This window comes from Thioalkalivibrio sp. ALE14, from assembly GCF_000376845.1.
Classification (GTDB): domain Bacteria; phylum Pseudomonadota; class Gammaproteobacteria; order Ectothiorhodospirales; family Ectothiorhodospiraceae; genus Thioalkalivibrio.
Map to the genome: position 1 here is coordinate 119,394 of NZ_AQXY01000030.1, position 16,813 is coordinate 136,206.

The following is a 16,813-nucleotide window of genomic DNA, read 5'->3' on the forward strand; positions in this document are numbered from 1 at the left end:
CTCAGTCTCCGTTCGGGGGCATAGCGGCCCCGCGCGCGATCACCGCCTGGCCCAGCGCCAGCCCGCCGTCGTTCGGCGGGATGCGCTGCGGCCAAAGCGGACGGAAGCCCGCGGTTTGCAGGGCGTCCGCGCATTGTTGCAGCAACCACCGATTCTGGAAGCATCCGCCGGTCAGCGCCACGGTTTCCGTGCACCCGGCCCGGGCGGCCTCGACCGCGAACCCGGCCAGCGCCTCGTGCAGGCGGACGGCCATACGGCTGGCCCCGGCGCCGTCGACATGGTCCGCCAGCAGGGCCGCGACCAGCGGGCCCCAGTCGGCCTGCCAGGGTGCCGTTGCGGTATCCAGCGCAATGCCGGCGGTGCCGAGTCCGTATCCCGCGACCTCCGCCGCCTGCTGCACGAGCATGGCCGCCTGTCCCTCGAAGCCGGCACCGGTTCGCAGGCCGCCGAGCGCCGCCACCGCGTCGAACAGTCGCCCGACGCTGGAGGTCCAGGGGGCGTTGATCCCCCGCTCAAGTGCCGCGAGCAGTGGTTGCCATTCCGCGCCGGTGAACAAGGCCCGCGCGGGGCTTGCCTCCAGTGCGGCCGGGTCGCCGTTGAAGTGGGCATACAGCAGGCCCAGCAGGGCGCGTCGGGGCTCGCGAATCGCGGCCTCGCCCCCGGGCAGGCGGAAGGGTCGTAGATGACCGCGCCGCTGAAAGCCCCCATCTGCGTCGATGGCCAGGCATTCCCCACCCCATAGCGTCGTGCCGTCGTCGCCCAGCCCCATACCGTCCCACACCAGCGCCAGGGCGGGTACATCCACCCCGTGCTCGGCCAGGCAGGCCGCCGCGTGGGCGTGATGATGCTGGATGGCGACGATCGGAAGCCCCCAGTCCCCGGCCAGCGGCGTGGAGGCGTAGTCGGGATGGCGGTCGCTGGCGATCCGCGCGATGTCCACGCCGCACAGCTCGCCCAGAGCCCGGGCCTCGCCGGCCAGCCGGTGGAGGGACGCCTCGCTGTCCAGGTCGCCCACGTGGGCGCCGACTACGATCTCGTTCTCCAGCGCCAGTGCCGGGGCGGTCTTCAGGTGCCCCCCCAGCGCCAGGGTGATGGCACCGGCCTCGGGCATAGGCACCCGAAACGGCGCGTACCCGCGGCCCAGGCGCAGGCACTGGGGCTTGCCCGCCGCGATCTGGAACACGGAGTCATCCAGTGCCCGCGCGATCGGCCGGTCGTGGTCCAGGATCCGATCCGCGATCCGCCCCAGCCGGGCCACCGCCTCATGGGCATCGACACAAAGCGGCTCGCCGCTGCGGTTGCCCGAGGTGCAGACCAGCGGGCCGCCGAAGTCGTCCAGCAGCAGGTGATGCAGCGGGGTTGCCGGCCGCATCAGCCCCAGCCGGGCGAATCCCGGCGCCACGCCCTCGGCCAATGGGGCCACGGCTCGGCGGTCCACCAGCACGATCGGTGTCTCTGGCGAGTCCAGCAGCGCCCGTTCGGCCTCGGTGATTCGGGCCACACGCTCCAGCCAGTCGCCGCCGGGCAGCATCACCGCCAGCGGCTTTTCCGGGCGCTGCTTGCGCGCGCGCAGGCGGGCCACCGCATCCGAGTCGGTCGCATCCACCAGGAGCTGAAATCCGCCCAGGCCCTTCAGCGCCAGGATCTGCCCCGCGCGGAGGGCGGCCACCGCCGCACGCAGGGCCGCATCGCCGGAGGCGCGTTCGCCGCCGTCCGGTCCGCGCAGCGTCAGCTGTGGTCCGCAGTCCGGACAGGCCATTGCCTCCGCGTGAAAGCGTCGGTCCCCCGGGGCCGCGAATTCTGCCCTGCAGGCCGGACACAGCGGGAACCCGGCCAGCGTGGTGCGCGCGCGGTCCCAGGGCAGGCCCAAAGCGATACTCCAGCGAGGCCCGCAGGCCGTGCAGGCGGTAAACGGGTAGCGGTGGCGGCGCGCCGCCGGGTCACGGATCTCCGCAAGGCAGTCGGGGCAGGGCGCGCGGTCCGGCGCCAGGGCTGGCGCTCCGCCCTCGCCGGGGCCCTGCACCACGCGGAAGGCGATCTCGCCAACGGGGTGGGTTGCCGTCACGCGGATCGCGTCGACCCGTGCGGCCGGCGGGGCCTCCTGCTCCAGTGCGTCCCGCAGCGTAACCAGCGCTGCCTCCGAGCCCTCGGCCTCGATCACCACGCCGGCCGGCGTGTTGGCCACCGAGCCGCTGATCCCGAGCCGAAGCGCCCGGTCCGCGACGAACGGCCGGAAGCCCACGCCCTGAACCCGACCGGTGACGACGAGGCACCAGCGAGCAACAAGTGCACCGCGTGTGGCGGCGTCGCTCACGCCACGTCCAGGCTCCGCAGCACGATCTGCTGGGCCTCGGGGTCGGCCTCGTCGTCCGAGGTCTCCACTTCCAGTTCAGCCCCCTCGGCGAGGGTGCCGCGGGTGCCGTCCTCGAAGTGCTCGCGGAAATGCTCCGGCGTGATATGCGACAACGCCCCCAGCCACACCCGCACCCGGGTGACCCGCTCGGCGCCGTTGTCGGCCGCTACCTGTTCGATCTTGCGCATCAGGTCGGCCATCAGGGAAAACTCGTGCATGGGCCCCCCGGTCGTTGGCATCCAGCTGCAATGCTCCAAGCTTCCCTTAGTTCGACCCGGCCTACAACCGGGTCCTGGGCGGTATGCCCCACGGGATGGAGCGCGTCGTGTTCGGGTCGCCGCCCGGACCGGGTTCACCGCATCCACTCCGGCCCGCGCAGGACGATCCTTGCCGGACAAGCCAGGCCTCGGTGGCAAGCCGCGCATACACATTTGGTAGACTCGGTGGGACAAGCGGGGTGCCCGCGAGCGGCTGCGTTCGGGTTCCCTTCCCTTTGGAAGGGCCATGCCACCCGCGTATCTCCCGGGAGAAGTCGTGGAACCGACGGTATATGTTGTGGGGCATCGCAATCCGGACACGGATAGCGTCTGTTCGGCTATCGCCTTCGCCGAACTGAAGCAGCGCCTTGGCCATGGCAACGTCTTGCCGGCCCGGGCGGGCGAGCTCAATGCCGAGACGGCCTTCGTTCTGCGGCACTTTGGTGTACCCGAGCCCGAATGCCTCGAGGATGCGACCGGGCGGGACCTGATCCTGGTTGATCACAACGAACGCGCGCAGGCGGTGGCGAACATTGAGCACGCCAACATTCTCGAGATATGGGAGCACCACCGTCTCGGCGACTTGCGCCCGTCGGGCCCGATCGTGTTCCACTGCGAACCGGTTGGCGCCACCGCCACCCTGGTCGGCGAGCAGTACTACCTTCACGGGATTGAGCCTTCACGTGCAATGGCGGGCATGCTGCTCGCCGCCATCTGGTCGGACACGGTCAACCTGCGTTCGCCGACGACCAGCGACAAGGATCGGAACATGGCGGCGCGCCTGGAAGGGCTCGCGGGCGTCGACGCGGGGTTCGGCGAGCAGATGCTCCAGCGCAAGGCCGACTCGGCGGCGCAGCGCAGCGCGGACGATCTGATCCGGGAAGACTACAAGGCGTTCGAGTTTGCCGCCGGGCGGGTTGGCGTCGGACAGGTCGAACTCGTGGACGCCGGCGTGCTGGCAACCCGAGAGCAGGAGATCCGCGAGGCGATGCGCGCCCTGCGCGAGTCCGCCGGGTTGTTGCAGATCATCCTGATGGTGACCGACGTGACAGCCGGTGCCAGCGACCTGTGGGTTGAGGGGGACGGGCTGGAGCGCTTCGAGCGCTGCGTCGGTCCCTTGCGCCATGGACGGGTCCACATGCCCGGCTTCATGTCGCGCAAGAAACAGCTCCTCCCCCTGCTTGACCGGGCTTTCTCGGACGCGGACGCTCCCGCTTGACGCCACAAGATCCCTTGCGAGCCCGCACTCCGTAGGAGGTGCGGCCGTCCGGGTCCAACATCAACATCCAGCACCCAGCGTGGAGTCGCGCCGATGCACGTCCATCTCGATACGCCTGACCTGATGACCCGCGTACGGCTGGAGTCGCGCTGGCGTTCGGCCGGCGCATCGGTTACCAGCAGTCAGGCGCCGGAGCAGCCCGACCTGGTGGTGGTCGACCTCGGCAGCCGTGGCGTGGAAGCGGTATCGAGCTGGCGCGAGCGCTGCCCGGACGCAACGATCCTGGCCTTTGGTCCGCACGTGGAAGGGGCGATGCTCAAGGCCGCGCGCCAGGCGGGCGCCGACGAGGTCGTGGTCCGCGGCAAGGTGGCCGACCGCGTTGTGGCCAGGGTGGAAGCGGGCTCCTGAGCTGGTCTTGTGCAAGGGAGGGGGCGGACTCACCTATCGGACAGACCGTGGTACGTTATCGGTATCCCGCACGGAAAATATGGAGATCAAGGATGACATTCATTCGCTTGGCGCTGGCCCTCCCGCTCGCACTGCTGTTGCTGGCGGCCTGTAATGAACAACAGGCCTCCACCGAGAACCCTTCGACCGCTCCCGACGCCGGTCAAGCCTTTGACCTCGGCGACATCGGCATGCGCGGCATGGAATGGCGCGGCGAGGCCACGCTGCTGGGTGGACTGCATTTTCCCGAGGCCGAACTCGACCTGAGCACCATCGCCTTCCAGCTGCGGACCGAACCCCGCGACATGAGCGAATTCGACAGCCCCGCGCTGGAATTTCGCGGCGAGCCTGTGAGCATGGCCCTGCATGTCAGCGGCTTGATCGAGGACCGCGAACCGGGCCGGTTCTCGGTTGCCATCGAGTCGGTACGGCCCGCGTTCAGTGGCGGGCCGGGTACCGCCGGCACCGAAGCACTGCTGGCGGATCTGGCCGCCAACGGCATTGCGCTGCCAGCCGCCGACTCCAGCAACCCGATCCTCGTCACCTTCGAGGCGCGTGCGGCCGATGAGGGCCGGCGTGAGATCACGCTCCGGTCCGATGCCGACTGGATCGAGTCCGTCGAAATGCGCGACGGGGAACGCGCCGGGTTCTGACCGCCTCGCTTGCGTTCCCGGCGAGGGCTTTCCGGATGCCTCTACCGCCTTCGGATCAGGCGGCCGCCGCGCGACGAGAGGCCGACAGGGCGCGCAAGCGGCGGCGCTGCATCTTGAGGCGATACTCCAGTTCATTGAACTGGGTGTGCAGTTCCGTGCGCAGCCAGCGATCGTTCAGGACCTCGCGCCCGGCGCGCAGGTTGCGCGCATGGACCTCCTGCCACTGGTTCACGGTTTCACGGAAGCGCTGGTACTCGCGCTCCAGGGTCGCGCGCCAGTTGTCGTGGATCGCTCCGGCCGTGTCGGCGTTAAGCAGCCGGCGAAACTCGGTGTGCAGCCGCGCGCGCAGGATCTTGAAGCGCGGCGTCCAGCGCCGGTCATACACCAGTCCCGTCCAGGCAAAAAGATTGATCAGCCACTTCGAGGGGTCGTACTGCCACCAGCGCACCCCGTTGCGGTAGTCCGCCTGAAAGGCGTGGTGGAAGTTGTGATACCCCTCGCCCCAGGTGAGCAGGGCGACCAGGCCGTTGTCCACCGCGGTGTTCTCGTCGCTGTAGGGACGCCGACCCCACCAGTGCGCCAGGGAGTTGATGAAGAACGTGAAGTGGTGGCTGAGCACCAGGCGCAGGACGCCGGCCAGGAGCAGCATGCCGATCACGTCCCCGAACGCCAGGCCCAGCAGGAGCGGCAGGCCGAGGTTCAGCCCCCAGGCGAGTGTCCAGTAATGACGGTGCTGCCACATCACCACCGGGTCCTTCGCCAGGTCCTTCACGCGCGAATAGTCGGGCTCGCTGGTGGGCCAGTTGCGCAGCATCCAGCCCATGTGGGCGTGCCAGAAACCGCGCTTGATCGAATGCGGATCGCGGTCCACGTCATCCACGTAGCGATGATGAACACGATGCCGCGCGCCCCAGTTGTAGATGCTGTTCTGCAGCGCCAGGGCACCACTCAGCGCCAGCAGAACGCGCAGGGGCCCGCGCGCCTTGAGCGTGCGGTGCGCCCAAAGCCGGTGATAACCGACCGTGATGCCCAGCCCGCTCAGCACCAGGAACAGGCCAAAGAACAGCCAGGCCGCGCCGCTGAAGCCCTGGGTGAGCCACCACCACGGCACCAGCGTGACTGCGGCCAGGTTGGTCAGTACGAAGAAAACTGCCGGGGTCCAGGCAATCGGTGGGGAGCGTTCGGACATCGGGGAGACCTGCTGACGATCGGGGCGAGCCAGGGTGCTCGTCCATTCCATACTGTATGAGACCGCCGCGCGCGCAAAAAATGCCCTTGTGCCGGAAGGTCGGCCCAAGCGACCGGTCGGATGCGGTGGATTCCACCGGAGCCGACGCTCGGCGCCGGGTCTTTCCAACCGTGTCGGGCCTCCCTGTAAGATGTGACGCTCGTTTCGAAGGTCGAGCCCGGTCGGTCCCGTGGCCGACTGCCCGCCATTTCTGGCCACGTCGAGTCACCGACGACGGCCCGTTACATGCAGCGATCAAAGGGAGTGATTGATGGGCCTGGGTGTTGGACTCGTGGTGCTGGCGGCCTTCTTCTGGGGGCTGTCCGGCGGCATCGGCGGCATCCTGATGGCCGAGGGCTGGGATGCCTTCGTCGTCTCGTTCTACCGCGGCGCCATCGGCCTGGTGTTCGTGCTGGCCTGGCTCGCCTGGCGGCCGGGCGGCAGCGGACTCGGCAGTCCCAAACTCTGGTTCTGGTCCGCGGTGGCCGGCCTGGGCGTGGCGGGCAACTTCGCGTTCTATTTCGTGAGTATCGCCAACGGCAGCGTCGCCGTCGCCGCCACGCTGATGTACACCGCCCCGGTGTTCGTCTACCTGGTCTCCTTCGTCCTGAAGCTGGAAAGCCCCACCACGCTCAAGCTGGTGGCGATCGCGCTGGTGATGGTCGGCATCGTGATGCTCACCCAGATCTACGATACCGGCGCGGGCGCTGTGACCCTCATTGGCGCCGGGGCCGGCCTGCTGGCGGGCCTGTCGTACGCCATCTTCATCTTCGGCTTCAAGTACGCCGGCGCGCACGGCAGCCCGCAGGCGGTGCTGTCGATCGCCTTCGGCGTGCTCGTCCTGCTCCTGATGCTGCCGGGGGACAACACCCAGATGGTGTCGGTACTGACGACCACGGACTGGCCGCTGTTCCTGGCCCTGGGCGTATTCGGGGCGGGGCTCTCGTTCGCGTTCTACATCAACGGGCTCCGGACCACGGCCCCTGCGGTCGCCTCCATCGTCGCGATGATCGAACCGGTCACCGCCACGCTGTTCGGCGTCGTGATCCTGCACGAAAGCCTGGCGCTCGTGCAGATCATCGGCATGGTCCTGATCCTCGTCACCGTCACCGCGCTGAGCGTCAAGTCCCGCGCCACCCCGCCCATTCCCGAGCGGGAGCGCGATTCCGACTAGGCCGCCCGTTGGTACCCGGGTGGTGTGAAGGCCCGGAAAGCGGCCCCGCATTCCCGGCGCGGCCCGGGGAGCTGGAGTCCGATTGCCGCCAAAGGTGGCTTAGTCGGTCGGCCATCCCGACCAGGTCGCGAAGTCGGCCGCCGCCATGGGCTTTGCGTAGTAATAGCCCTGGGCGAAACGGTAGTTATTTGCGCGCAGGAAGGCCTCGTGCACGGCGTTTTCCACGCCCTCGCCGAGGGCGTGGAGGTGGAGATGGCTGCTCAGTTGCGACAGGCTTGCCACGACGCCCGCCCCGCGTCCATCCGGGGTCTGCGAGACAAAGCTCCGGTCGACCTTGATGATGTTGAACGGCATGTCGATCAGCCGCCTTAGCGACGAATACCCCGTGCCGAAGTCGTCCAGGGCGAGGGGAAAGCCCGCGGCCGTGAGCGCGTCGATGGCGTGGATCACCTCGTCCAGGCCGTGTTCCAGCGCACTCTCCGTAATTTCCAGTTTCACGTGCGCGGGCGAGACGCCCACTTCCCGCGCGATGGCCCTGAAGTGCTCGGCGATGTCCGGATCCCGGAACTGGGCCGGGGCGACGTTGACGGACACCCAGAATTCCACGTTGCCCGGGTGCGCCTGCCAGCGATGCAGCTGGCGGCAGGCGTCCTCGAAGACCTGGGCACCGAGACGACCCATCAGCCCCAGCTCTTCGGCCAGGGGGATGAACTGATCTGGCCCGATGGGGGCCTGGCCGTCAGGCTGAGGCCAGCGTGCCAGGGCCTCGGCCCCCACCATCTCCCCGCTGGCCAAATCCACAATCGGTTGGTAGTGCAGCACCAGTTCCCGCTCGCTGACGGCACGCTGCAGCTTGCTCTCGAACTTGATCTGCTGGCGCTGTGCCGGTTTGATCGTGTGATCCGCCCAGCGAACGAGCTCCGTGTCGCTGTCGGCCCGGCCTTGCGTGACCTCCTCCGCGCGGAGGACGAGTTCCTGTGCGTCGCGGGTGTCAGGCGGCGCGCGGGCGACCCCCGCGGAGATCTGGACCTGGAGCGTGTCACCGGCGACCTCGAAGCCCGCTTCCGTCACGGCGGCGACCAGCGCATGGGCCCGTGCCATCAGGTGGCGATCCGCGTCGTCGGCCTCGTCGGTACCCACCGGGATGAGGGCCGCGAAGGTGTGCTCGTGGGAGCGCGCAAGGGATTCATTGGCCTCGAGCCGGTTACCGAGGCGCTCGCCGATATCGTTCAACAGCTGGTTGAGCGCCTCGATGCCGAAGGCCTGATCGACGCGGTCCAGGCGCCTGAAGCGCAATGACACGACCCCCGTCACAGAATGTGCGACGGTCGTCTCGTCGACGTTCGGCTCGGCCATGAGGCGCTGGAGCCGTAACAGCATGCCCCGGTGGTTCAGGGCGCCGGTGATTGGATCGTGGGTGGTTCCGGCCGCGTTCAGGAAGGCGCTCAATCGCCGGGTATGGGTGGCCAGGCTATCCTGGGGCGGGTGCCTTTCCGAGACCTCCCGCTGGACAGAAAAGAAATACTCGATCCCTTCATCTTCCAGGCGCAAGGGCGTGATGGTCCACTCGACCTGGTAGGGCGAGCCGTCCTTGCGGTAATTCCAGGTGCATCCCTCGAAGGAATCGCCGGCGCGCAAGTTCGCCTTGAGCCGCTCCAGAACCGAACGTTCGGTCGCCTCCCCCTGCAGGATGCGGGGTGTGGCGCCGAGGACCTCTTCGCGCGTATAGCCCGTGATGCGTTCGAAGGCATCATTGACGTAGACGAAGGCCGGTCCAGGCGGGTGCAGCTCGGCGGTGGTGATGACCACCGCATAGTCGGTCTGCCCAATGATCGCTTCCAGGATGCTGGGTTTGTCACCGGATTCCATTCGTTCTCCCTCAAGGTAACGACGGTCGCACAAGGGGGCCGATGCGCCCGCGCGTGTCCACTTCCCCGGATTAGGTCCACGCATAACTAGAGGTTTCCGGGTGGTGTAGCTGCCGGTATTCGACCGGCGTCAGGTCCCCCAGCGACTCGTGAGGGATGGTTTCGTTGTAGTCCTGCAGCCACTGCTCGGTGTGTTCCCGGACTTCGGTCAGCGTTCGGAAGACGTAGAGATCCAGGACCCCACGGCGGTAGCTGCCGTTGAACCGTTCGATGAAGCCGTTCTGCATCGGTTTGCCCGGCTGGATGAAGCTCAGTTCCACGCCGCGCTGTTCGGCCCAGTCGGAGATCGCGGCCGAGACGAACTCGGGGCCATTGTCCAGCCGGAGCTGCTGCGGATAGCCCCGCCAGGCGGCAATACGCTCCAGCACCCGGATCACACGGGGTGCGGGCAGGTTCAGATCGATCTCCACGGCCAGCGCTTCCCGGTTGAAGTCATCCACGACGTTGAAGGTGCGGAAGCGCCGTCCGTCCCATAGCGCATCCGACATGAAGTCCGCTGACCATCCCACGTTCGGGGCTTCGGTCGACGCCAGGGGCCGTGGCTCCCGTGGTGGCAAACGGCGCTTGCCCTTGCGCCGCAGGTTCAGCTTCAGGGCGCAGTACACGCGCCAGACCCGCTTGTGGTTCCAGGGCATGCCCCGACGCCGGATCAGCTTGAACAGCTTGCCAAAGCCCCGCTCCGGATAGCGCTCCACCAGCTCCTGCAGAAGCGCGATCACCGCATCGTCCCGGTCCGGTTGCTTGCGATACCGCACCACCGACCGCGCAACCCCTGCCGCCTGACAGGCCCGGCGCTGACTCAGCCCGTGGTCCTGCGTCAACGCAGTGACCACACGGCGCTTCTCGTCCGGGCTCAGAGCTTTTTTGTGATCACGTCCTTCAGGGCCGTGTTCTCCAGGGCCAGCTCGGCATACATCCGTTTGAGCCGGTTGTTCTCGTCCTCCAGCTCCTTCAACCGTCGGACGTCGGCTGCCTCCATGCCGCCGTATTTCGACTTCCACTGGTAGTAGGTCGCTTCAGAGACCCCGATCTCCCGACACACGTCCTTCACCTTCCGGCCGCCTTCGACCTGCTTCAGCGTCTGAACAATCTGGCTTTCCGTAAACCGACTCTTGCGCATCTCGGCCTCCTTTGGCTCTAGTGTGCCCGGAGACCTCCAGTTTTCAATGGACCGAATTTACGGGAAGGCGACACGCGCATCAAAGCACATCAACTCATTTTGGTTATAGCAGAGTGGATTCAACGGCGACCCTTGTCCAATATCCGCTACAGGTGACCCGTGGGAGCCGTACCCGGGCCCGAATACCTCCGCCCATGGGGCCTGCCTTCCGCTTGCGAGACCTCGGCAGTGGCAAAAAGGCCAGGTATGACCCCGGGACCTTTCGGCTGGAGGTTTCGGGGTTACCCAGTCGTCCGATCCCGCTTGTGTTCAAGAAAGGTCCGAAAATCAACGTCAACGGGTGTTGCCGGTATCGCGTTAACATTAAATCCGCTTGTTGCTCACCGATCCGGATGGGCGAACAACAAGTGTGCGCCCTTTCCCGTAACGCCTGCGGGGCTGCGAAAGGGGGCGCATTCTGGCGTTGGGCTGAACCGATTCAGGGAGTGCGGCGGGATCCGGATACCGCCTCGGCGAGATCGCCCGTGATTCGGTTGACGACCCGGGCAAGGCTGTCGCGGATCTCGCGCGAGAGATCGGCGCCGTCTTCGAGACACGCGGGTTCGATGCCGTGGACGATGAGGGTCGCCGGGAGCTCGCCCAGGGAGCGGGCGAGTTCGACGGCCTCGGCGAGGCCGATACCGTGGGAGGAGTAGCGGGCACCGCGCGGCAGCGGCTCGCGGGCGTCCAGGCGGTGCAGGGTGCCGGGGGCGGCGCCGGTGACGATCGCGTCGACGAGGATCACCGGATCATGTCCCTGCCACAGCTCCATGAGTTCGGCAGGCTCGCCGTGGCTCTTGGCGGTGGCGAGGCCCGGGGTGTCGGCCAGCGCGTCCACCACGGCGTGCCCGATGCCGTCGTCGCCGCGCCAGGGGTTGCCGATGCCGATCACCAACGGCGCTTTGCCGGTGATTGGCATGGTGGGAGCCGTAGCCATTGCCTTTTGCGTGCGTTCCGGGGCTATGGGGGTGTTTCGTGCCGCCTGGACAATTTCTTCGCGGCGTTCGTCGCTCAGATCCGAGTGCCACGCGTCGGTCTCGGAGGCCGCAGACAGCCGTTGTTCCTGAGGGTTCTGTCCGGATGGTCGTGCCACGGAGCGCTCCCGGTCGATACCTGGCGGTGGCTAACGGGGCGTGCCCTCGCTTTTCCGGGCGGCAGTGGTCGTTTCCAGCCGCTCCGCCAGCCAGATCTTGATGATGGATTGGCGGGTGACACCCAGTCGGCTGGCTTCTCGGTCCAGCGACTCGACCATCCAGTCCGGGAAGTCCACGTTCACCCGCCGTTGTTTGCGCAGCGGGCGTTGGGCCCTGGACAGGTCCAGGACATCGGTCATCTCTTCTCCGCTGTCAAAGCGCTCGTCAAATGTCTTCGCTTTCATACAGCGCAACCTCTTCTTTGCGCGACCTGCGTACCGAAATGATACGGACGCAGGCCTCTCGGTGAGTGACAACGGCGGTCCAGAGCCTTCTTTCGATGCGACCGATTACCAGAAAGCGGGGTTCGTCCTCCGTGCGGCCGGGGACCTCGAGCAGATCGGGGTCCCGCCAGAGGGCCTGGGCGGTCACGAAGTCGATGCCGTGTTTCTCCAGATTCGATCGACTCTTCCGTTCGTCGAACTCGAATGAATGAATGGTATAGAAATTATACCTTTACTCTAACAGAACGACGATCTTGGCTCGCGCAGAATCAAGCGTCCCGTCTTGTGCTGGGCCTCACTGGCGGTCGACGGTGAGGTCGAGGAAGTGGGTGGCGCAGGAGATGCAGGGGTCGTAGTTGCGGATGGCGACCTCGCAGTGGTGGCGCAGTTCGTCGTCCGGCAGGTCGAGGCTGTTCTGGACCAGTTCGCGCAGGTCGGCCTCGATGGTGGGCTGGTTGACCGAGGTGGGCGGGACGATCTTCGCATCGGTGATCAGGCCCGCGTCGTCGAGGGTGTAGCGGTGGTAGCAGATGCCGCGCGGGGCCTCGGTGGCGCCGAAGCCGGTGCCGGCGCGCGGGGTGACCGGCAGCGCGGGTTCGCTCGGTGCGGTCCGGTAGCCGTCCACCAGGCGCAGGGCCTCCTCGAAGGCGAGGACGATCTCGATCATGCGCACCTGGATGCTGCGGAAGGGGTTGCGGCAGGCCGCGCCCAGCCCGGCGCGTTCGGCCAGCTCGGCGGCGCGCGGGGTCAGGCGTTCGCGGTTCAGGGCGAAGCGCGCCAGCGGGCCCATGAACACCGGTTCGCCGGAGTCCGACCGGTGGCTGTGCAGGGCGTTGGAGTGGGCGACGTGTTCCTCGGTGAAGATGTCGTCGTAGTCGCGGATGGCCGCGTCCAGGCCGCTGCTGGAGCCGAGGCGCCCGTGGGTGATCGGGTATTCGTCCGGGTGGACGAGCGACACGAACTCGTAGTCGCGTTCCAGGTTCGGGTAGTCGAGGGTGGCGAGGAAATCGGCCACCTCGCAGGATGCCTCCAGGCCCCAGGCCAGGTCCTCGCGCAGGCCGGCGACCGCGTCCGGTGACGGCGCGCGGTAGAAGCCGCCGACGCGCAGGTTCACCGGGTGGATCTCGCGCCCGCCCAGCAGGCGCAGGATGGAGTTGCCGATCTTCTTGATGCGCAGGCCGTTGCGCACCATATCCGGGTGGTCCTTCGCGGCGGTGACCGCGTCGGGATAGCCGAGGAAGTCCGGCAGGTGCAGCATGAATACGTGCAGGGCGTGGCTCTCGATCCACTCGCCGCAGTAGGCCAGCCGCCGCAGGTCCTGTAGCACGCCGGTCACGGTCACGCCGCAGATGTCCTCCATCGCCAGCGAGGCGCCCATCTGGTAGGCGATGGGGCAGATGCCGCAGATGCGCGCGGTGATGTCCGGGGCCTCGCGGAAATCGCGCCCGCGCAGGAAGCCCTCGAAGAAGCGCGGCGCCTCGAAGATCGACAGCTTCACCTCCTCCACGCGGTCGCCCTCGGTGCGCACGTACATCGCGCCCTCACCCTCCACTCGGGCGAGGTAGTCGACTTCGATGGTGCGGGTCTCGCTCATGACTGCGATCCTGTTTCCTGTTCCTGGCGTTCGCTTTCTTCACGAAAGGCGTCGGCGCCGGCGTTGAAGGTACGGTAGAAGCGCACGCGCGTGGCGCGCTCCATGCCGAGGGCCTCCAGCTGCCCGGACAGGCCGGGCGCGTTGGGCGTCTCCTTGGGCCCGAAGCAGCCATAGCAGCCGCGGTTGCAACCAGGGCACAGCGCGCCGCAGCCGGCATGGGTGACCGGCCCCAGGCAGGGCGTGCCGTGGGCGACCATCACGCAGACCTGTCCCGCCCGCTTGCACTCCTCGCAGACGCTGGCGCTGGAGACCTGCGGGCGCCGGCCGTAGAGGAAGGCGCTGACGACCTCCAGCAACTGGTACTTGTCGATCGGGCAGCCGCGCAGTTCGAAGTCCACCGGGACGTGCTGGCTGATGGCATCCGAGGTGGCCAGGGTCTCGATGTATTCCGGGTGGGCGTAGACCTGGCGGGTGAATTCCTCGACGTCCGCGAAGTTGCGCAGGGCCTGGATGCCGCCGGTGGTCGCGCAGGCGCCGATGGTCACGAGGAACTTCGAGGCGCGGCGGATCTCGCGGATCTCCTCCGCCGCCTGCGGCGTGGTGATCGAGCCCTCGACCAGCGTCAGGTCCCACGGCCCGTCGATGCGGGTGCGCGTGGCCTCGGGGAAGTGGGCGATCCGGATCCGGTCGGTGACCGCCAGCAGCTCGTCCTCGCAGTCCAGCAGGCTGAGCTGGCAGCCGTCGCAGGAGGCGAACTTGAACACCGCCAGGGTGGGCTTTTCCCGACTCATAGCTCGCGCACCCGGAAGGCTGGTTCCATCACCGGGTAGGGGAACACGGGGCCGTCGCGGCAGACGAAGTGCGACCCGATCTGGCAGTGGCCGCAAAAGCCCACCGCGCAGCGCATGTTGCGTTCCATGGACACGAAGATGTCCTCCGGCTTCAGGCCGCGGCGCTCCAGCGAGGACGCGGTGAAACGCATCATCACCTCCGGGCCGCAGACCATCGCCAGGGTGTTGCGCCGGTCGAAACCGCCGCGATCGACCAGCTGGGTGACCACGCCGACATCGCCGCGCCAGGCGGCAGTGCCGCGATCCACGGTGATGCGCAGATCCACATCGTCGCGGGCTTCCCAGGCGTCCAGCTCGTCGCGGAAGATCATGTCGCCGGGCGAACGCGCGCCGTAACAGACCACCATGCGGCCGAACTCCGAACGCCGCTGGAGCGCCGCGTGGATGACCGGGCGCAGCGGGGCCAGGCCGATGCCGCCGGCCACCAGCACCAGGTCGCGCCCGCGCGCCTGTTCCACCGGCCAGGCCGTGCCGAACGGCCCGCGCAGGCCAACCACCGCACCGGCCTCCAGATCCTGCATCGCGCGGGTCACGCTGCCCACCGCGCGGATGGTGTGCACGATGCCGCCGTCGTCGGTGATCGCGGACACCGAGATCGGCACCTCGCCCACGCCGAACAGGTAGAGCATGTTGAACTGCCCGGGCGCCGGCGGCGGCCCCGGCTCCACGCCCGGTTCGGGGTACAGCGTCCAGCTGAAGACCTCGTTGCTGGCCACGTCGCGGCGCACCGAGTGGATGCGCCAGGGCTCTGGCGCCATCGCCTGATCCGGCAGGGTTGCAACCGCGTCAGGCGCCATGGCCGGGCCCTCCGTGGCTGTAGATATCCAGCGCCTGCAACCGCGCGGCCTGCAGGCGTTGCACGATCAGCGCGGCGAAGTGCTTCATCAGCACGTAGCCGAACGCCGGGTCGGCCTCCATACGTTCGCGCAGCACGCCGGCATCGAAGCGCAGGGTATGGAGGTCCGTCACCGCCCGCGCGTCGTAGCTGGCGCGGTACGGCGGCAGGAGCCAGGACCAGCCGAGGATGTCGCCGGCACCCAAGGTCTGGAACGCCACCGTTCCCTCGCGCAGCGGGCTCTCCAGCGCGACCTGGCCCTCGCGGATCAGCCAGAAGGTCTCGGTCGGCTCGTGGTCGCGCATCAGCCGGGTCCCGTCCGCATAGCTGCACTTCGCCGCGCAGGCCGCCAGCAGGCGCCGGTGCTCCGGCGCCATATCCTCGAAGAACGGCTGTTCCTCGATGATCGCCAGCAGCTCGTTCATCCCCGGCCCTCCGGATCGCGGCGCACCGCGGTGACCTCCTCGGTGATGTCGATGCCCACCGGGCACCAGGTGATGCAGCGTCCGCAGCCGACACAGCCGGAGGTGCCGAACTGGTCGTGCCAGGTGGCCAGCTTGTGGGTGATCCACTGGCGATAGCGCGCGGCCACCGACTCGCGGTGCGCGCCGCCGACCAGGTGCGAGTGTTCCTGGTTGAAGCAGGAATCCCAGCGCCGCACGCGTTCGGTGCGCTGGCCTTCCAGATCTGGCACCTCCTCGACCTGCGAGCAGAAGCAGGTGGGGCAGACCAGGGTGCAGTTGGAGCAGGACAGGCAGCGCTCGGCGGTTTCCTCCCAGCGCGGGTGCTCGAAGGCCCGGTTCAGCACCTCGCGGGCGTCCGCCGGCATCTGTCGGCCCATCTTTTCCGGCGCCTCGGCCCACACGCGTTCGGCCGCAGCCTGCTCGGCATCGCTGGCGGGGCGCGGCTCCAGCCGGTCGAGCATCGCACGCCCCGCGTCGGATCCGGCCTCGGCGACCAGGAAGTGCTGGGTGGCGTCGATCACCTCGGTGAGCGCCAGGTCGAAGCCCTTGCGGGCGCGCGGGCCGGTGTCCATGGAGGCGCAGAAGCAGGTGCCTCCCGGCTCGGCACAACTGACCGCAACCATGAACAAGTCCTGGCGGCGCGCCGCATAGCCGCGGTCCTGCACCGCCTGGCCGAGGAACACCCGGTCCTGCACGTCGATCGCCGCCAACTCGCAGGCGCGCATGCCGATGAAGGCGCGGCGGGGGATGTCGGATACGCCGGGCTCGGTCACGAAGCTGCCGTCCGGCTGACGGGTCAGCCGGAACAGGGTCTCCTCGGGCGGGAACAGGTACTTCTTCCAGGAATGCGGCCCGACCACATAGCCGAACAGCGCGTCGTCGTCGCGTTCGCGCAGGCGGTAGTGCCCGGGGGCCTGCTCGTCGGTCCAGCCCACCGGCAGGTCCTCGAGGCCGCCCACCCGGTCGTAGACGATCGCGCCGTCGCGCCGCGTCGGCCCTACCACCTCATAGCCATCCCCGGCCAGCAGGCGGATCAGCGTGTCTACGGCTTGCGGTGCGATCACTTCCACAGACGACTCCTGGGTCTCGGGCGAGCCGTTCGGTACGGCAAGACCCAACACGCGTCCATAGTGCGGCAAGTGCGGGGCGCGATCCAGCGACATCCCGGGCTGGTAATAACCCGGATACCTGCCACACTCCATGGAGGGTGGTATGTGGCCCTGGCGGCCCGTTG

At 68.0% G+C, this 16,813-nt stretch carries 17 protein-coding genes; 4 read left to right on the top strand and 13 right to left on the bottom strand.

Annotated elements, in window-relative coordinates; genetic code table 11:
* Window position 1: 1 nt before the first annotated feature.
* Both hypF and F572_RS0111725 read right to left on the bottom strand, forming a co-directional pair.
* On the bottom strand, window positions 2–2,314 hold the full coding sequence (gene hypF / locus F572_RS0111720; protein WP_026143156.1) for a carbamoyltransferase HypF: 2,313 nt from the start codon (window positions 2,312–2,314) through the stop codon (window positions 2–4).
* A complete protein-coding gene (locus F572_RS0111725) occupies window positions 2,311–2,571 on the bottom strand; it encodes a hydrogenase maturation nickel metallochaperone HypA (RefSeq protein ID WP_017943022.1) in 261 nt (86 codons plus the stop codon). Before F572_RS0111725 ends, hypF begins: the two co-directional genes overlap by 4 nt.
* Window positions 2,572–2,887: 316 nt before the next feature.
* Here F572_RS0111725 and F572_RS0111730 point away from each other — a divergent pair, with 316 nt between their 5' ends.
* From F572_RS0111730 to F572_RS0111740, 3 genes are all read left to right on the top strand, one after another.
* Window positions 2,888–3,829: a manganese-dependent inorganic pyrophosphatase gene (locus F572_RS0111730; RefSeq protein WP_017943021.1), complete on the top strand. Its 942-nt coding sequence runs from the start codon at window positions 2,888–2,890 to the stop codon at window positions 3,827–3,829.
* A 93-nt stretch (window positions 3,830–3,922) separates the two neighbouring features.
* Complete coding sequence (locus F572_RS0111735; RefSeq protein WP_017943020.1) at window positions 3,923–4,237, top strand: hypothetical protein; 315 nt, start codon at window positions 3,923–3,925, stop codon at window positions 4,235–4,237.
* A gap of 92 nt (window positions 4,238–4,329) precedes the next feature.
* Window positions 4,330–4,929, top strand: a complete 600-nt coding sequence (locus F572_RS0111740) for a hypothetical protein (RefSeq protein ID WP_017943019.1) — start codon at window positions 4,330–4,332, stop codon at window positions 4,927–4,929.
* A gap of 55 nt (window positions 4,930–4,984) precedes the next feature.
* On the opposite strand, the gene F572_RS0111745 is transcribed toward F572_RS0111740, so the two are convergent.
* Window positions 4,985–6,118, bottom strand: a complete 1,134-nt coding sequence (locus tag F572_RS0111745; RefSeq protein WP_017943018.1) for an acyl-CoA desaturase — start codon at window positions 6,116–6,118, stop codon at window positions 4,985–4,987.
* Window positions 6,119–6,428: 310 nt separating this feature from the next.
* Between F572_RS0111745 and F572_RS0111750 the strand changes: the two genes are divergently transcribed.
* Window positions 6,429–7,331 (top strand): DMT family transporter, encoded by a 903-nt coding sequence (locus F572_RS0111750; RefSeq protein ID WP_017943017.1) that lies wholly within the window; start codon window positions 6,429–6,431, stop codon window positions 7,329–7,331.
* Window positions 7,332–7,430: 99 nt separating this feature from the next.
* Here F572_RS0111750 and F572_RS0111755 read toward each other — a convergent pair whose 3' ends face one another.
* The 10 genes from F572_RS0111755 to F572_RS0111805 form a co-directional block, all read right to left on the bottom strand.
* Entirely contained in the window at window positions 7,431–9,200 is a 1,770-nt protein-coding gene (locus F572_RS0111755) for a bifunctional diguanylate cyclase/phosphodiesterase (protein ID WP_017943016.1), read from the bottom strand.
* 70 nt (window positions 9,201–9,270) lie between these two features.
* Window positions 9,271–10,379, bottom strand: a protein-coding gene (locus F572_RS0111760) for an IS3 family transposase (RefSeq protein WP_155983927.1) whose coding sequence is annotated in 2 segments (ribosomal slippage) — window positions 9,271–10,127 and window positions 10,127–10,379 — 1,110 coding nt in all. Because the reading frame shifts where the segments join, the coding sequence is not laid out codon by codon here.
* A gap of 478 nt (window positions 10,380–10,857) precedes the next feature.
* Complete coding sequence (locus F572_RS0111770; protein ID WP_017943014.1) at window positions 10,858–11,337, bottom strand: hydrogenase maturation protease; 480 nt, start codon at window positions 11,335–11,337, stop codon at window positions 10,858–10,860.
* A gap of 204 nt (window positions 11,338–11,541) precedes the next feature.
* Entirely contained in the window at window positions 11,542–11,751 is a 210-nt protein-coding gene (brnA, locus tag F572_RS0111775; protein WP_017943013.1) for a type II toxin-antitoxin system BrnA family antitoxin, read from the bottom strand.
* Window positions 11,752–11,776: 25 nt separating this feature from the next.
* On the bottom strand, window positions 11,777–12,049 hold the full coding sequence (locus tag F572_RS15435; RefSeq protein WP_081602054.1) for a BrnT family toxin: 273 nt from the start codon (window positions 12,047–12,049) through the stop codon (window positions 11,777–11,779).
* Window positions 12,050–12,130: 81 nt separating this feature from the next.
* Window positions 12,131–13,429, bottom strand: coding sequence for a Ni/Fe hydrogenase subunit alpha (locus F572_RS0111785; RefSeq protein ID WP_017943011.1), 1,299 nt, complete (start codon window positions 13,427–13,429; stop codon window positions 12,131–12,133).
* Window positions 13,426–14,220: an oxidoreductase gene (locus F572_RS0111790; RefSeq protein ID WP_017943010.1), complete on the bottom strand. Its 795-nt coding sequence runs from the start codon at window positions 14,218–14,220 to the stop codon at window positions 13,426–13,428. Before F572_RS0111790 ends, F572_RS0111785 begins: the two co-directional genes overlap by 4 nt.
* A complete protein-coding gene (locus tag F572_RS0111795) occupies window positions 14,217–15,077 on the bottom strand; it encodes an FAD/NAD(P)-binding protein (protein WP_017943009.1) in 861 nt (286 codons plus the stop codon). The genes F572_RS0111790 and F572_RS0111795 overlap by 4 nt, the downstream gene beginning before the upstream one ends.
* Window positions 15,067–15,540: a cyclic nucleotide-binding domain-containing protein gene (locus F572_RS0111800; protein ID WP_017943008.1), complete on the bottom strand. Its 474-nt coding sequence runs from the start codon at window positions 15,538–15,540 to the stop codon at window positions 15,067–15,069. Before F572_RS0111800 ends, F572_RS0111795 begins: the two co-directional genes overlap by 11 nt.
* A complete protein-coding gene (locus F572_RS0111805; RefSeq protein ID WP_026143155.1) occupies window positions 15,537–16,649 on the bottom strand; it encodes a 4Fe-4S dicluster domain-containing protein in 1,113 nt (370 codons plus the stop codon). The genes F572_RS0111800 and F572_RS0111805 overlap by 4 nt, the downstream gene beginning before the upstream one ends.
* Window positions 16,650–16,813 lie beyond the last annotated feature (164 nt).

What these genes read in the sequence shown, in the direction of transcription:
- F572_RS0111790 (WP_017943010.1), bottom strand. Translation starts at nt 14,220, where the DNA reads ATGAGTCGGGAAAAGCCCACCCTGGCGGTGTTCAAGTTCGCCTCCTGC.
- F572_RS0111755 (WP_017943016.1), bottom strand. Translation starts at nt 9,200, where the DNA reads ATGGAATCCGGTGACAAACCCAGCATCCTGGAAGCGATCATTGGGCAG.
- F572_RS0111745 (WP_017943018.1), bottom strand. Translation starts at nt 6,118, where the DNA reads ATGTCCGAACGCTCCCCACCGATTGCCTGGACCCCGGCAGTTTTCTTC.
- F572_RS0111735 (WP_017943020.1), top strand. Translation starts at nt 3,923, where the DNA reads ATGCACGTCCATCTCGATACGCCTGACCTGATGACCCGCGTACGGCTG.
- F572_RS0111725 (WP_017943022.1), bottom strand. Translation starts at nt 2,571, where the DNA reads ATGCACGAGTTTTCCCTGATGGCCGACCTGATGCGCAAGATCGAACAG.
- F572_RS0111785 (WP_017943011.1), bottom strand. Translation starts at nt 13,429, where the DNA reads ATGAGCGAGACCCGCACCATCGAAGTCGACTACCTCGCCCGAGTGGAG.
- F572_RS0111770 (WP_017943014.1), bottom strand. Translation starts at nt 11,337, where the DNA reads ATGCCAATCACCGGCAAAGCGCCGTTGGTGATCGGCATCGGCAACCCC.
- F572_RS0111740 (WP_017943019.1), top strand. Translation starts at nt 4,330, where the DNA reads ATGACATTCATTCGCTTGGCGCTGGCCCTCCCGCTCGCACTGCTGTTG.
- F572_RS0111750 (WP_017943017.1), top strand. Translation starts at nt 6,429, where the DNA reads ATGGGCCTGGGTGTTGGACTCGTGGTGCTGGCGGCCTTCTTCTGGGGG.
- brnA (WP_017943013.1), bottom strand. Translation starts at nt 11,751, where the DNA reads ATGACCGATGTCCTGGACCTGTCCAGGGCCCAACGCCCGCTGCGCAAA.
- F572_RS0111795 (WP_017943009.1), bottom strand. Translation starts at nt 15,077, where the DNA reads ATGGCGCCTGACGCGGTTGCAACCCTGCCGGATCAGGCGATGGCGCCA.
- F572_RS0111800 (WP_017943008.1), bottom strand. Translation starts at nt 15,540, where the DNA reads ATGAACGAGCTGCTGGCGATCATCGAGGAACAGCCGTTCTTCGAGGAT.